Origin of the sequence: Nocardia otitidiscaviarum, from assembly GCF_007362295.1 — a bacterium.
In the GTDB taxonomy this organism is placed as follows: domain Bacteria; phylum Actinomycetota; class Actinomycetes; order Mycobacteriales; family Mycobacteriaceae; genus Nocardia; species Nocardia otitidiscaviarum.
The window spans coordinates 2,025,707-2,041,036 of record NZ_CP041695.1 but is presented as its reverse complement, the minus strand read 5'-3'; the positions used below and the strand labels follow the sequence as shown (position 1 = coordinate 2,041,036).

Genomic DNA, 15,330 nt, shown 5'->3' with positions numbered 1-15,330 from the left:
GAGCCGGGGTGCCTGGCGACCCGTCCGGCGTCAAGGCTTCGGAGCGTCAGCACTTCCGCCGGGCAGCACACCAACCGGCCGATACGCCAACCGCCTGCGTGGCAAGGCGTCACCCCGTCACGGCGGCGCGGGCGCGGTCGAGTTGGCGGCGGAGTTCGGCGAAACCGCTGTCGCCCAGGGCGTCGGACAGGCGGGCTTCGATCTCGGCGAGTCGCCGGGCCGCGGTGGCGAGGGCGGCGCGGCCCGAGGCGGTGAGGACGACCAGGCGGGCGCGGCCGTCGGCGGGGTCGACGGTCCGGGTGACGTAGCCGCAGCGCTCCAGGTGGGTGACGAGTTCGCCCATGGACTGCTGGGTCATGCCGGCGGCGTCGGCGAGGGCCGTGACGCGCGATCCCTCGGGCTCGAAGTGGCGGAACACCGCGTAGTGGGCGGGGCGCAGGTCGGGGTGGAGTTCGGCGCGCAGTGCGCGGTTGAGCTCGTCTTCGACGGCACGGGTGGTGCGGACCAGCAGTTTCAGGATGGACTCCGGCGATACGGACGGTTCGGGCATTGACATATTATGAAGGGTACCTTTGTAATTGAGGAATGGACGAGCGCACACTCACATTCCGCAACGGCCACCGGGTCACCCTCGTCGCGGAGGGCACCGATGAGCACGGCCCCTATCTGCGGCTGCGCCATCTGCTGCCCACCCCCGGCCGCCAGGCGGGACCGCACTGGCACCCCACCCTCGCCGAACGGTGGACGGTGCGCCGAGGCGCGCTGCGCTTCCGCATCGACGGCACGGAAGTGATCGCGCGGCAGGGCGATTCGGCCGTCGCACCCGCCGGGGTGGTGCACGAGTCCTGGAACGAGGCCCCCGACACCGAGATCGACCACGAGATCCGCCCGCCACTGCACCACTGGGCCATGTTCGAACTCTGGCACGCACTCGACGCCGCCGGAAAGACCACCGTGGCCGGCCGCGTCCCCCGCGACCCACTGGCCCTCGCCCTGCTGTGGGACTACCAGGACGGCTATCTCGGGGGCATCCCGCCGCGACTCCAGCGCACCGTCCTCGGCGGCCTGGCCCGCCTCGCCCGCGCCCTCGGCTACGAACGCCGCTGGCTGCGCACGTCGGCCGCCGCGACACAGTAGCCGGGCGCCACCGAGCGAACACCCGGCGCACCGGGACGGCCGGACAACCCGCGCCCCGTCGTGCGCCGACCGCGCGGCGAGCCACGCCGATCCCCCGCGCGGCAGCGGAGCCCACCACACCACCGGCCCGGCTCCGGCCGATACTGTCATGGCTATGCCGTCGTCCTCCGCCACTCCGGACCGCACGCCACTGGGCGTCTGGCCGGGCACCGCGTACCCCCTGGGCGCGACCTACGACGGCGCGGGCACCAATTTCTCGCTGTTCTCCGAGGTGGCCGAGCGGGTCGAACTGTGCCTCATCGACGACCGCGACCGCGAGCAGCGGATTCCGCTCGACGAGGTGGACGGGTACGTGTGGCACTGTTACGTGCCCGCCATCGGCCCCGGCCAGCGCTACGGTTTCCGGGTGCACGGGCCGTTCGAACCCGAGCGCGGACTGCGCTGTGATCCGAGCAAACTGCTGCTCGACCCCTACGGCAAGGCATTCGACGGGCAATTCGACAGCCATCCCGCCCCGTACACGCCGGGCCGGGACTCCCTCGGCCACACCATGACCGGCGTGGTGATCAACCCGTACTTCGACTGGGCCGACGACCGCTCGCCCAAACGCCCCTACCACGAGACGGTCATCTACGAGGCCCATGTCAAGGGCATGACCGTCACCCACCCCGAGGTGCCGCCGGAACTGCGCGGCACCTACGCCGGGATGGCGCATCCGGCCATCGTCGACCATCTGCGCGGCCTCGGCGTCACCGCCGTCGAACTCATGCCGGTGCACCAGTTCCTCCAGGACCGCGTGCTGCTGGATCGCGGCCTGCGGAACTACTGGGGCTACAACAGCTTCGGCTATCTGGCCCCGCATCACGAGTACGCCGCCAACCCGGCCCCGGGTGCGGCCGTCACCGAGTTCAAGGCCATGGTGCGCGCCCTGCACGCCGCCGGTATCGAGGTCATCCTGGACGTGGTCTACAACCACACCGCCGAAGGCAACGAATTCGGGCCCACCATCGGCTTCCGTGGCATCGACAACGCCGCCTACTACCGTCTCGTGGACGACAATCCGCAGCACTACATGGATTACACGGGCACCGGGAACAGCCTCAACGTCCGCCATCCGCACACCCTGCAACTGATCATGGATTCGCTGCGCTACTGGGTGCTCGACATGCACGTCGACGGGTTCCGCTTCGACCTGGCCGCCACCCTGGCGCGCGAACTGCACGATGTGGACCGGCTGTCCACCTTCTTCGACCTGGTGCACCAAGATCCGGTGGTCAGCCAGGTCAAACTCATCGCCGAACCCTGGGACGTCGGCGAGGGCGGCTATCAGGTCGGCAACTTCCCGGTGCTGTGGACCGAATGGAACGGCAAATATCGTGACACCGTGCGGGATTACTGGCGCGGACAACCGGCGACCCTGGGCGAGTTCGCCTCCCGGCTGACCGGCTCCTCGGACCTGTACGAGACCACCGGCCGCCGCCCCGGCGCGTCCATCAACTTCGTCACCGCGCACGACGGTTTCACCCTCGCGGACCTGGTGTCCTACAACGAGAAACACAACGAGGCCAACGGCGAGGGCAACCGCGACGGCGAAACCTACAACCGCTCCTGGAACTGCGGGGTGGAGGGCGAGACCGACGATCCCGCCGTGCTCGCACTGCGCGCCCGGCAGCAGCGCAATCTGCTCGCCACGCTGCTGCTGTCCCAGGGCACGCCGATGCTGCTGCACGGCGACGAATTCGGTCGCACCCAGCGCGGCAACAACAATGCCTACTGTCAGGATTCCGAGCTGTCCTGGATGGATTGGTCGCTCATGCGCACGAATGCCGATCTGCTCGCCTTCACCCGCCGCGCCGTCGCGCTGCGCACCGCGCATCCGGTGTTCCGGCGGCGGCGCTTCTTCGACGGCCGCCCCGCCCCCGAACACGCCCATCCCGGCGATATCGGCTGGTTCACCTCCGAGGGCACCGAGATGACCGCCGCCGACTGGGACAACGGCTTCGGACGGTCGCTGACCGTCTTCCTCAACGGCGACGCCATCGCCGAACCCGGGCCGCGCGGGGAACGCATCACCGACGATTCGTTCCTGCTGTGCTTCAACGCCCACGACGAACCCCTGCCCTGCACCCTGCCCGACCCGGACCACGGCGCCGAATGGACTGTGGCGCTGGACTGTTCGACCCCGACCGGAGCCCCACCCGACCGCGTATACCACGCCCGCACACCCGTGGAAGTCCCCGCACGCTGCCTGCTCGTCCTCCGCCGTACTGCATGATCGATACAGCCATGACCAGCCTTGAACACAGCACCGACGCCATCGCCCGGCGCACCCCCGTGCGCAGCACCTACCGGCTGCAGCTGCGACCGGACGCGCTCACCTTCGCCGACGCCCGCGCCATCGCCGAATACCTGCAGCAGCTGGGGATCTCGCATCTGTACCTGTCCCCCGTCCTGACCGCCATGCCCGGCTCCACCCACGGCTACGACGTCACCGACCCCACCACGGTCTCGGCGGCGCTGGGCGGCCCGGCCGGTTTCAAGGCGCTCTCCGACGAGGTGCGCGGGCGCGGCATGGGCCTGATCGTGGATCTGGTGCCCAACCACGTGGGTGTGGCCGATCCACGGCAGAACCCGTGGTGGTGGGATGTGCTGCGCAACGGCAAACAGTCCCCGTACGCGCACTACTTCGATATCGACTGGAGTACCGGCAATGGTGCGGGCGGCCGGATCGCGCTGCCGGTACTGGCCGGGGAGACCGATGTGGCGGCGCTGAGCGTGGACCGCACCGGGCCCGAACCCATGCTGTCGCTGCGTGATCTGCGTTTCCCCATCGCGCCCGGCACCGACGGCGAGAACGCGCTGCGCACGCACGACAAACAGCACTATCGGCTGGTCACCTGGAAGTCCGGGCTGTGCGGATATCGGCGCTACTTCACCGTCGGCGGGTTGGCGGCGGTGCGGCAGGAGGAGACCGCCGTCTTCGACGCCACCCATCGGGAGCTGGCCGCCTGGTGCGAACACGATCTCATCGACGGCGTGCGAGTCGACCATCCGGACGGACTGGCCCGGCCCACGGAGTATCTGACCCGGCTGCGGCGACTCATCGGACCGCAGCGGCTGCTGCTGGTGGAGAAGGTGCTGTCCAATCGCGAACCACTGGACGCCACCCTGCCCATCGACGGCACCACCGGCTACGACGCGCTCGCCGACCTCGGCGGCGTGCTGCTCGATCCGGACGGCGAGCCGGCGCTGACCGAACTGTCCAGGCAGTTCACCGGGCACGGCAGCGACCGCGCCTGGTTCACCGAGCAGGAGCACCGCATCAAACGCGCGGTGGCCGAGACCATGCTGGTGCCGGAGATGCGGCGGCTGGTGGCGGCGATCAAGCGCGACGCCAAGGCCGAGACCTGCGACACCATGGCGCTGACCAACGCCACCATCGAGGTGCTGTCGTTCATGCCGGTGTACCGCACCGACTACGCGCCGCTGGCCGGGATGGTGGGCGCGGTGGTGGCCGAGGTGGCACGGCGCAACAGCGAACTGACCACGCCGCTGCAGGTGCTGGTGACGGCGCTGGCGGTGGGCGGCGAGGCGGCCACGCGCTTTCATCAGGTGGGCGGGGCGATCACCGCGAAAGCGGTGGAGGACACCATGTTCTACCGGGCGGCCCGGCTGGTGTCGCTCCAGGAGATGGGCGCCGATCCGGTGCGCTTCGGCTGCTCGCCCATCGAATTCCACCTCGCCAACGCCGAGCGCGCGACGCGCTGGCCCGCCGGTATGACCGCACTGTCCACGCACGACACCAAACGCGGTGAGGATGTGCGCGCCCGCATCGGGGTGCTGTCGCAGGTGGCCGACACCTGGGCGCAGGCGGTGACCGCCTGGGACGAGATCGCACCCGGCCCCGACGGCGCGACCACCCTGTTCCTGCTGCAGAACATGTTCGGCGTCTGGCCCGCCGACGGCCGCCCGGCCGCCACCGTACCCGGGCTGCGCGATCGGCTGCACCTGTTCGCGGAGAAGGCGATGCGCGAGGCCGGTACCCGAACCTCCTGGGAGGAACCGGATATCGAGTTCGAGCAGGCGGTGCACCAGTGGATCGACACCGTGATCGACGGCCCGGTCGGCGCCGAACTCGGGGATCTGGTGGCCGATCTGGCCCCGCACGCCTGGTCGGACTCGCTGGCGCAGAAGCTGCTGCAACTCGGCGGCCCGGGTATCCCGGACGTCTACCAGGGCTGCGAATTGTGGGAGGATTCCCTCGTCGATCCCGACAACCGCCGCCCCGTCGACTTCAACCACCGCAATCTGCTGCTGCAATCCCTCACCGGCACACCGGATCTCGACCCATCCGGAGCGGCCAAGATGTGGATCGTCGCCTACGCCCTGTGGTTGCGCCGCGAACGCCCCGAATGCTTCGTCGGCGGCACCTACACCCCGCTGTTCGCCACCGGCGACCACGCCCAGCGCCTCATCGCCTACGCCCGCGGCCGCCGCGGCGAACCTCCCGAGGTCATCGTCGCCGCCACCCGCCACAGTGTGGCGCTGGCCGAAACCGGTTGGACCGATACGGTTCTCGACCTCCCGCAGGGTGACTGGACCGACCGCCTCACCGGCCACACCTTCTCCGGCCGCGCCCGCCTGGAGAAGCTCTTCGCCCGACTCCCGGTGGCCCTGTTGGTGCGCTGACGTACAGGCTGGGCCGAGGAGGGACTGTTCGAGTACCGCGGGCGACCTCGGACGGCACCGTCAGGGTGCCCTGCCATCGCTCGGTCAAGCCGGTGCAGGTAGTTTCTCCGCTCCGCGGTCGGCGGTGTCGCCGTTCGCGGTGTAGGTCGGCGCCGGGGCGGGCGGTAGGTCGATGGGTTCGACCAGATCCGCCGGAATCGTGTTCGCTGCGCCACCGTGATCGAGCAGCCAACGGCGCAGGTTGTCAGGGGTGTAGCCGTCGCGGAGGCGGACCGTGGAGGCGAAGTAGACACTCCGGTCGGTGTGGTGCAGGAGTTTGCGCCAGGAGTCCCAGTAGAAGCGGGGCGTGCGCCATTTCCGGACCAGGCGGACGTAGTTCAGGATGCGGAAGCCCAGGCCCAGGGAGTCGTGGCGTTTGTGGTGCTCGACGGGGACGCAGTGGCTCATGAGGGAGCGCAGCCGGTCGTGGTCGAATTCCAGGCCCTCGGCCTCGGCCTCGCGGATCATCCAGTGCAGGGTGGTGTCGGAGAGGCCGCATTCGGGGTAGCCGCCGCCGATATCGCTGTGCACGCCCTCGAACCAGACCTGTTTCACGCGGTCGGTGCGGCGATACTTCTCGCCCAGTTCGACGGGGATCTCCCAGAGGCACGGTTCGAAGGCGCGGCGGCGTTCGTCGATGGCGAGGGCCTGGCGGGCGCAGTGCACCACACTGGACAGCCGCACATCGTGGAAGCGATGCCGCCAGGCGGTGACACCCGGAATGCCCATGGCCCCAACGGTATCGAACACGCCGAGGAAGTTGATCTTCGGTCGTTCCGGATACGCGTAGCGCTTCCGAAAGCGTTCCCACTCGGGCGGATCCGGATCGTCGATATGCTTCTTGCGCTGCTTGTAGATGCGCTGGGCATCGCGGTACCTACCGCAGATCATGGCCTCATCGGTGAGAATGCCCAGCCGCGTGATCATTCCGGCGAGACTGCGCGCGGTGTACGCACCGCGGCTGAACCCGAAGATGAATATCTCGTCGCCCGGCTTCCAGTTCAGCGCCACCTGCCAGTACGCCGACCACAGATTGGCCTCCAGACCGAGTCCGAACGCCCCGCCCAGCAGCCGATCCGAGGTGAATCCCCCGGCACCGGGACCGGAGACGTAGAACACCCGCTGGCCCACGGTGCTCCCGCTCTTGTCGGTACCGGTGATGCGCACTGTCTGCGCGATTTTCACGATATTGGAGACCGTGTCGTCGGACTCGGCCTTCCAGGTGCCGTCACAGCACACTACGAGCCGTTTCATGGAACGTATCCTCCCGCCCAGGACGTTCGGTTTCGTGCGTAGTCGACTACTCGAATCATCGCGACGCCCCCGAACCCCCGTTAACCCCGTGACAATCCCCCGGGAATGACGGCCTACATTCTGCGATACGCCGCCGCCCGCCGCGCGGCGAACCGGAAAAGAGCCGACCGGAAAGAGACGGCCCCGAGCCGTGATCGACTCGGGGCCTGGACGTTCGAATTCGGGTGGGGCTCAGGTGAGGTAGCGGTAGGCGGGTGAGCCCGGCTCCAGCCGCTCACCCTGGATGGGCGATGCCTCCATGCGCTTGAGCAGCGGCCCCAGCGCGTCGGGAGCGCCCAGTTCGATGCCGACCAGCGCCGCACCGGTCTCCCGGTTGTTGCGCTTGACGTATTCGAACAGGGTGATGTCGTCCTCCGGGCCGAGCACCTCGTCCAGGAAACGCCGCAGCGCCCCCGGCTCCTGCGGGAAGTCCACCAGGAAATAGTGCTTCAGCCCCTGGTGCACCAGCGATCGCTCGATCACCTCGCCGTAGCGCGACACGTCGTTGTTGCCGCCCGAGAGCAGGCACACCACCGTGGACCCGGGTTCGATGTCGACGACCGACAGCGCCGAGACCGACAGCGCCCCGGCCGGTTCGGCCACGATGCCCTCGTTCTGGTACAGCTCCAGCATGGTGGTGCAGATGGCGCCCTCGTCGACCTGCATCATGCGGAAATGCCCTGCGCCGGGCAGGGATTCGGTGGTGGTGAGCAGTGGCAGCGAGGCGTGCGAACGCACCCGGCCGCCGAACCGCGACACCGCCTGATACGGCACCGCGCCGATACGGCGCACCGCCGCCCCATCCACGAAGGGATCGATCTCGGGCAGGGTGACCGGGCCGCCCGCCACCATGGCGGCGGTCATGGAGGCGGCCCCGGACGGTTCCACCCCCAGGATCGCGGTGCTCGGCGACCGCTCCCGCAGATAGGTGCCGACACCGGCGAGGCAGCCGCCGCCGCCCACCGGCACGATCACCAGATCGGGGGCGCTGCCCAGTTGCTCCAGGAATTCGGCGGCGATGGTGCCCTGCCCGGCCGCGGTGCGCGGATCGTCGAAGGGGGGAACCATGGTCGCGCCGGTGCGCTCCACATCGGCGGCCGCAGCGGCCGCGGCGGCGTCGTAGGTGTCGCCGACGGCGATGAGATCGACGTATTCGCCGCCGTGCACGCGGATGCGGTCGCGCTTCTGCTTCGGCGTGGTGGTCGGAACGTAGATGCGACCCGAGATACCCATGGCCCGGCACGCGAAGGCCACACCCTGGGCGTGATTTCCGGCGCTGGCGGTGACCACGCCCGCCCGGCGTTCGGCGGCGGTCAACTGGACGATCAGGTTGTAGGCGCCGCGCAGTTTGTAGGAGCGCACCGCCGTGAGATCCTCGCGCTTGAGGTAGACCTCGGCACCCGTCGCCGCCGACAGCCGCGCGATCCGCTGCAACGGCGTCGGCTCGATAATGTCGGAAATTCGCTTCGCGGCAGCATCGATCTCGTCCGCCGTCAATGCGGGCGGCGGCGTGGACACTTTCTCTGCGACTTCGAGCGGATTCGACACCCGACCCATGCTAGCGGGCAGGTCGCGACGAGATTTCGGCGACCGGTCCCAAGCGGGCACGACCACCGCCGGGAAACCGCGCGCGATCACCGCCGGGAAACGACAAACCGCCCGGGCGCGTGGTCCACGCACCCGGGCGGCCGTCGAGGGATGTGCGAGTGTCCGCTCAGCGCGGGGTCAGCACGAAGACCGGGATCACCCGGTCGGTCTTCTTGGTGTACTCGTTGTAGTCGGGCCACACCTCGGCGGCGCGCTGCCACCACTGTTCCCGCTCATCACCGAAGACCTCACGGGCGTCGTAATCCTTCACCACCGCGCCGTCGCGCAATTCGACGTGCGGATCGGCCTTGATGTTCCAGTACCAGACGGGATGCTTCGGTGCGCCGCCGAGCGAGGCGACGACCGCGTACTCACCATTGTGTTCCACCCGCATGAGCGGGGTCTTACGGAGTTTGCCGGACTTCGCGCCCCGCGTGGTCAGCAGGACGATGGGCTTGCCCTGCATGGTGTTGGCCTCGGCCCCGTCGGATGCCTCATACTTCTCGGCCTGTTCACGGGCCCAATCGGATGTGCTGGGTTCGTACTCTCCGGTTAGTGGCATGCACGAGCAAACAGCCGGTGGTCCTGTTATGTTCCCGACAAGAAGTTCGCTTGGCCGAACTTTCACCGCCGGGTACCCTGAGCACATGGCAGTGGTTCACCCGACGCGAATGGCGCGCTCCCACGGCGCGACCGTGGATATCGCGGGCTCGGCCTGGCCGGTGTACAAACTCGAGGCGCTCGCCGCCGCCCTGGTGATCGGACTGGTCCTCGCCCTCATCACCGGATCGCTCCAGCTCGCGGTCCTCACCGCTGCCACTGTCGCGAGCATTCGCTGGCTGGTGGGCCGCGCCCGCGGCTGATTACGATTCCACCCCGGTCAGCGTGTCCTACCTGGCTTGATACCGTTCGGCTACTACCTTGCGTGGGGTGGTCGCACGCTCAGGGATCATCTGTTTCGCTCTGACCGTCAGCGCGGTCCTCGGCGCCCCCGTGGCGCGGGCCGATATCCAACCCCTGCCCCCACACGAACGGGTGTTCGCCTCACCGATCGGCAGTTTCACCGTCGGACACAAGGACGAGTCGGTACATCGGATTCCGCCGCTGAACCAGGTGGGCACCACCCGTGAGGCACTGGTCAGCAATACCGTCTACGGCCGCATCGACGGCGGGGCCACGGGCACGCTGGTCGCCGGATACCACGTCGGCTGCGCGGTGAACCTGAACAACGGTGCGCTGGGGCTCAATTCCAGCATCTACCCCGACGATGTCCTGCCCGACGTCGGCACCGGCGGCACCAACCCGATCCCCTACCTCAACGGCCAGACCGGCATTCAGACCTATGTGGCCCCGGTGCTCACCGCCACCCTCGCCCCCGGCGAGGTCAAGGAGGTGAAACTCACCGAGAAGCAGGTCGTCCCGGGCGATACCGCGTGGGCCATCACCCGGGACTTCCACATCATCGTCAACAGCTGCACCGGTCCGGTCAGTATCCGCAGCTACTCGTACATGCAGGTGACCTCGACGCTGGTGGACGACTCCGGCGGGGTGTTCGGCGACCCCACCTGGCTGTGACCGGCCGGACCGATAGGCCGATCAGCCGGTCAGGCAGCCCGGACCCAGCAGCGCCTTGAGATCGCCCATGAGCGCCGAGGACGGCGAAACCCGCAGATTGTCCGCCACTTTCAGCACCGTGGTGCGGTCGCGGGAGCCGACGTGGCGGATATGCACGTCGGCGGTGCCCGGATGGCTGGTCAGCACGCGCTTGAGCTTGCCGATCTTCTCCGGCGTGCACAGGCGGGTCGGAATGGTCACCGACAGCGGCTTCTCCACGCCGATGGCCGACAGATCCGGCACCACCAGGTCGTTGGCGATGAGCGAGACCCGGTCGTCGCGGGCGGAGACGCGCGCCTTCACCAGCACGATGGCGTCCTCGGTGACATCCATGCCGAAGACCGAATAGGACTGCGGGAAGAACAGCACCTCGATACCACCGGTGAGATCCTCCAGTTGCGCCGACGCCCAGGGCAGGCCGTTCTTGTTCACGCGACGGGTGACATTGGCGAAGATGCCGCCGATGGTGACCTGCGCGCCGTCCTTGACCTCGCCCTCCAGAATGGCCGGGATCTGGGTGTCCGACTGCGCCGCGAGCACGTGTTCGACGCCGTTGAGCGGATGCCCGGACACGTACAGGCCCAGCATCTCCCGCTCCAGGGCGAGTTTGTGCTTGGTCTCCCACTCCTCGTCGGGCACCTTCACATTGAAGACGCTGGCCACCGAGTCGTCGCCGTCGTCGAGTCCGCCGAAGAGGTCGAACTGGCCCATGGCCTCTGCCTTCTTGGTGGACATCACCGCGTCGATGGCATCGGAGTGCACCACCAGCAGGCCCTTGCGCGGATGCCCCAGCGAATCGAATGCGCCCGCCTTGATCAGCGATTCGGTGACCTTCTTGGTGCAGGCGATGGCGTCGATCTTGTTGAGGTAGTCGGAGAAATCGGTGAACTTCGACTTCTCCTTGCGCGCGGCGATGATCGAGGCCACCACGTTCGCGCCGACATTGCGCACCGCGCCCAGGCCGAAGCGAATGTCGTTGCCCACCGAGGCGAATTCCATCTCGGACTCGTTGACGTCCGGCGGCAGCACCTGGATGCCCAGGCGGCGGCAGTCGGCCAGGTAGACGGCGGCCTTGTCCTTGTCGTCACCGACGGAGGTGAGCAGACCGGCCATGTACTCGGCGGGATAGTTGGCCTTGAGGTAAGCGGTCCAGAAGGACACCAGACCGTAGCCCGCGGCGTGCGATTTGTTGAACGCGTAACCGGCGAACGGGAGAATCGTGTCCCACAGCGCCTTGATGGCGGGCTTGCTGAAGCCGTTCTCCAGCATGCCCTTCTCGAAGCCCTCGAACTCGGCCTCGAGCACCTCGGCCTTCTTCTTGCCCATGGCGCGGCGCAGAATATCGGCTCGACCGAGCGAGTACCCGGCCACCTTCTGCGCGATCTGCATGATCTGCTCCTGATACACGATCAGGCCGTAGGTGTCGCGCAGAATGTCCTTCAGGGGCTCCTCGAGCTCCGGATGGATGGGTTTGACCTCTTGCCGCCCGTTCTTGCGGTCGGCGTAGTCGTTGTGGGCGTTCATGCCCATGGGGCCGGGACGGTACAGCGCCAGCACGGCCACGATGTCCTCGAAGCCGGTGGGCTGCATGCGCCGCAGCAGATCGCGCATGGCCCCGCCGTCGAGCTGGAAGACGCCGAGGGTGTCGCCGCGGGCGAGGAGTTCGTAGGTGGCCGTGTCCTCCAGCGCCAGGGTGTCGAGGTCGATGTCGATACCGCGGTTGGCCTTGATGTTCTCCAGGGCGTCACCGATGACGGTGAGGTTGCGCAGGCCCAGGAAGTCCATCTTCAGCAGGCCGATGGCCTCGCAGCTGGGGTAGTCCCAACCGGTGATGATGGCCCCGTCCTGGGGGCGCTTCCACACCGGGATGGCGTCGGTGAGCGGCTCGCTGGACATGATGACCGCGCACGCGTGCACACCGGCGTTGCGGATCAGGCCCTCGAGGCCGCGCGCGGTCTCGTAGATCTTGTTGACGTCCGGGTTGGTGTTGATGAGCTCCCGGACCTCGGCGGCCTCCTTGTACCGCTCGTGCTCGGGATCCATGATGCCCGCGAGCGGAATGTCCTTGGCCATGATCGGCGGCGGCAGCGCCTTGGAGATCTGGTCGGCGATGGCGAAGCCGGGCTGGCCGAACTGGACGCGCGCGGAGTCCTTCAGCGCGGCCTTGGTCTTAATGGTGCCGAAGGTGATCACCTGGGCGACCTTGTCGCTGCCCCACTTCTCGGTGGCGTAGCGGACCATCTCACCGCGACGGCGATCGTCGAAGTCGATATCGATATCGGGCATGGACACGCGCTCGGGATTGAGGAAGCGCTCGAACAGCAGCCCGTGCGGGATGGGGTCGATATTCGTGATGCCCATGGCGAAGGCGACCAGCGAGCCCGCCGCCGAACCACGACCCGGGCCGACGTAGATGCCGACCGAGCGGGCGTACTTGATGAGGTCGCCGACCACCAGGAAGTAGGCCGGGAAGCCCATCTGGATGATGACGTCGAGTTCGAACTTCGCGCGGTCGACGTACTCCTGCGGCACCCCGTTCGGGAAGCGCCACTCCAGGCCGCGCATGACCTCCTTGTGCAGCCAGCTGGCCTGCGTCTCGCCCTCGGGCACCGGGAAGACCGGCATCCGGTCGCGGTGCGCCCAGACCTCCTCGTAGGACTGCACCCGCTCGCCGATGAGCACCGTGTTGTCGCAGGCCCCGGGCACTTCGGCATCCCAGAGGGCACGCATCTCGTCGGCCGACTTGAGGTAGTAGCCGGAGCCGTCGAATTTGAAGCGGGTCGGATCCGAGAGCGTCTTGCCGGTCTGAATGCACAGCAGCGCCTCGTGGTTGGCCGAGTCGGACTCGTGCACGTAGTGGCAGTCGTTGGTGGCCAGCGGCGGAATGCCCAGTTTCTCGCCGACCATGAGCAGGCCCTCGCGCACCCGGCGCTCGATGGACAGGCCGTGGTCCATGATCTCGAGGAAGAAGTTCTCCGGCCCGAAGATCTCCTGCCATTTGGCCGCGGCCTCCAGCGCCTCGCGCTCCTGGCCGAGGCGCAGCCGGGTCTGCACCTCGCCGGAGGGGCACCCGGTGGTGGCGATGATGCCCGCGGCGTGCTCGGCGATGATCTCGGCGTCCATCCGCGCCCACTTGCCGAGCTGACCCTCGATCGAGGCCAGCGACGACAGCTTGAACAGGTTGCGCAGACCGGTGGCGTTCTCCGCGACCATGGTCATATGGGTGTAGGCGCCCGAACCGGAGACGTCGTCGCTCTTCTGCGACGGATCGCCCCACTGCACGCGCTTGGTGTTGAAGCGGGATTCGGGCGCGATGTACGCCTCGATGCCGATGATCGGCTTGATGCCCTGTTTGACGGCGGTGTTGTAGAACTCCGACGCGCCGTACATATTGCCGTGGTCGGTCATGCCGACCGCGGACATGCCGAGGCGATGCGCTTCCTTGAACAGTGGCGTGATCTTCGCCGCGCCGTCGAGCATCGAGTACTCGGTGTGGTTGTGGAGATGCACGAAGGAACCCGACGAGGCTGACACGCAGACATACTAAGCGTCCCCTCCGACAGGTTTTGACTCCGCCACACGTCGCGACTGGTGATACGGCGTGCCGCGCGGCGTGTCGTGGTGGAGATCACGGAAACCGCCGCTACGCATGGATTTCCGCCGAGAATGTGCACCCCCCGCGGGTTCGGGCGCGGGGGGTGCGGGCTCCGGGACTCGTAGGCGCAGGGGGAATCGCGAGTCCCGGAACGGTCGCGGCGGGCGTCGCCGGTCCGGACCGGCGCGCCGCGCTCAGGCGGCGCGGCGAGTGGTGGTCGGGATCGCGCGCCGGGCGGCGGCCCGCGCGCCGCGCACCGCCAGCGGCAGCACCCAGGCCGAGGCCAACTGGTCGGCGCTGAGGGTGCCCACGCCGAGCCGGTTGTGCACGAAGCCGACCGAGAGACCCGAGCGCGGGTCGGCCCAGCCGAAGGAGCCGCCCAGTCCGATATGCCCGAAGCCCGCGCGCGCACCCGGCATGGGCAGCGAGTGGTAGCCCATCCGCCACAGCATCGGGATGTAGAACAGGGCGTGGTCGAGCCGGTAGCTCTCCACCTTGCACAGCGCCTTGACGGTCTGCGGGGAGAGATAGCGGCGGCCGTTCACCATGCCGCCGTCGGCCAGCGCCCCATAGAGGGTGGCCAGTCCGGACGCGGTGCAGACGCCGTTGCCCGCGGCCAGTTCGGTCGCCAGGATCGGCGGATCGTCACCGTCGAGCAGCGCCTCCAGCCCCGGGAGGAACAGCGCGCGGGCGGCCGCGCCCGCCGCGCCCGGAATGCCGTAGGCCCGGCCGAGCGCCATGGCGGCATAGGGCGCGCCGACCAGTTCCAGGCGCGAGCCCGCCACCGCGGCGACCCGGGTGGCCGAGCCCGGGGCCGGGCGGCCCAGATGGATGCCGTCGGTGCCGAGCGGTTCGGCGACCTCGGTACGGAACAGATCGGCCATGCCGCGACCGGTGACGGAGCGGGCCAGCCCGCCGCACAGCCAGCCGAAGGTGAGGGCGTGATAGGTCGGAACACCCAGCAGGTGGTCGGGTTTCGCCGCGGCCAGCCGCTCCTCCATGAGCCGGTGGTCGAGCACCTCGTCGAGCCCGCGTGCGATGGCGGGCAGCCCGGACAGTCCGGCGCGATGGGACAGCAGCTGCCGCACCGTGATCCGGTCCTTGCCGTTGGCCCCGAATTCGGGCCAGTACTCGGCGACCGGTGCGGCGTAGTCGATGAGGCCGCGGTCGGCGAGGCGATGGATCACCGTGGCCGCGATGCCCTTGGTCGCGGAGAACACGATGCTGCCGGTCTCCGGACCCCACGGGCGGCCGGTTTCGCCGTCGCCGATCCAGATGTCGACCAGGGGCTCGCCGTGCCGGTGCACGGCCAGCCCACCTCCCGCACCCGGTCTGCCGCCCATGATCCTCGCGAAAGTTCGTACAAGAGGGGCGAA

At 68.4% G+C, this 15,330-nt stretch carries 11 protein-coding genes; 5 read left to right on the top strand and 6 right to left on the bottom strand.

Annotated features, from left to right (window positions below):
* Positions 1-109: 109 nt before the first annotated feature.
* Positions 110-550: a MarR family winged helix-turn-helix transcriptional regulator gene (locus tag FOH10_RS08685; RefSeq protein ID WP_143980331.1), complete on the bottom strand. Its 441-nt coding sequence runs from the start codon at positions 548-550 to the stop codon at positions 110-112.
* Between the two features lie 35 nt (positions 551-585).
* Between FOH10_RS08685 and FOH10_RS08680 the strand changes: the two genes are divergently transcribed.
* The 3 genes from FOH10_RS08680 to treY all read left to right on the top strand — a co-directional run bounded on the left by FOH10_RS08680 (position 586) and on the right by treY (position 5,826).
* Positions 586-1,137 (top strand): cupin domain-containing protein, encoded by a 552-nt coding sequence (locus FOH10_RS08680; RefSeq protein ID WP_143980330.1) that lies wholly within the window; start codon positions 586-588, stop codon positions 1,135-1,137.
* Positions 1,138-1,285: 148 nt separating this feature from the next.
* Positions 1,286-3,412 (top strand): glycogen debranching protein GlgX, encoded by a 2,127-nt coding sequence (gene glgX, locus FOH10_RS08675; RefSeq protein WP_425326134.1) that lies wholly within the window; start codon positions 1,286-1,288, stop codon positions 3,410-3,412.
* Between the two features lie 11 nt (positions 3,413-3,423).
* The gene (gene treY, locus FOH10_RS08670) at positions 3,424-5,826 is read left to right on the top strand and encodes a malto-oligosyltrehalose synthase (RefSeq protein ID WP_143980328.1); all 2,403 of its coding nucleotides are present in this window, start codon (positions 3,424-3,426) and stop codon (positions 5,824-5,826) included.
* An 84-nt stretch (positions 5,827-5,910) separates the two neighbouring features.
* Here the strand turns inward: treY and FOH10_RS08665 are convergent, their stop codons facing one another.
* From FOH10_RS08665 to FOH10_RS08655, 3 genes are all read right to left on the bottom strand, one after another.
* Positions 5,911-7,119, bottom strand: a complete 1,209-nt coding sequence (locus FOH10_RS08665) for a DUF2235 domain-containing protein (protein ID WP_143980327.1) — start codon at positions 7,117-7,119, stop codon at positions 5,911-5,913.
* Positions 7,120-7,350: 231 nt separating this feature from the next.
* The gene (ilvA, locus tag FOH10_RS08660) at positions 7,351-8,715 is read right to left on the bottom strand and encodes a threonine ammonia-lyase IlvA (RefSeq protein ID WP_143980326.1); all 1,365 of its coding nucleotides are present in this window, start codon (positions 8,713-8,715) and stop codon (positions 7,351-7,353) included.
* Between the two features lie 157 nt (positions 8,716-8,872).
* Entirely contained in the window at positions 8,873-9,307 is a 435-nt protein-coding gene (locus tag FOH10_RS08655) for a nitroreductase family deazaflavin-dependent oxidoreductase (protein ID WP_029929211.1), read from the bottom strand.
* A gap of 85 nt (positions 9,308-9,392) precedes the next feature.
* On the opposite strand from FOH10_RS08655, the gene FOH10_RS08650 reads away from it, so the two are divergent.
* On the top strand, positions 9,393-9,608 hold the full coding sequence (locus FOH10_RS08650; RefSeq protein WP_143980325.1) for a hypothetical protein: 216 nt from the start codon (positions 9,393-9,395) through the stop codon (positions 9,606-9,608).
* Between the two features lie 67 nt (positions 9,609-9,675).
* Positions 9,676-10,320, top strand: a complete 645-nt coding sequence (locus FOH10_RS08645) for an MspA family porin (protein WP_244961800.1) — start codon at positions 9,676-9,678, stop codon at positions 10,318-10,320.
* Between the two features lie 21 nt (positions 10,321-10,341).
* Here the strand turns inward: FOH10_RS08645 and dnaE are convergent, their stop codons facing one another.
* A complete protein-coding gene (gene dnaE, locus FOH10_RS08640; RefSeq protein ID WP_051037125.1) occupies positions 10,342-13,839 on the bottom strand; it encodes a DNA polymerase III subunit alpha in 3,498 nt (1,165 codons plus the stop codon).
* Between the two features lie 309 nt (positions 13,840-14,148).
* Positions 14,149-15,297 carry a serine hydrolase domain-containing protein gene (locus FOH10_RS08635; RefSeq protein WP_244961798.1) on the bottom strand — a complete coding sequence of 383 codons (1,149 nt, stop codon included), beginning with the start codon at positions 15,295-15,297 and terminating at the stop codon, positions 14,149-14,151.
* Positions 15,298-15,330: the final 33 nt, after the last annotated feature.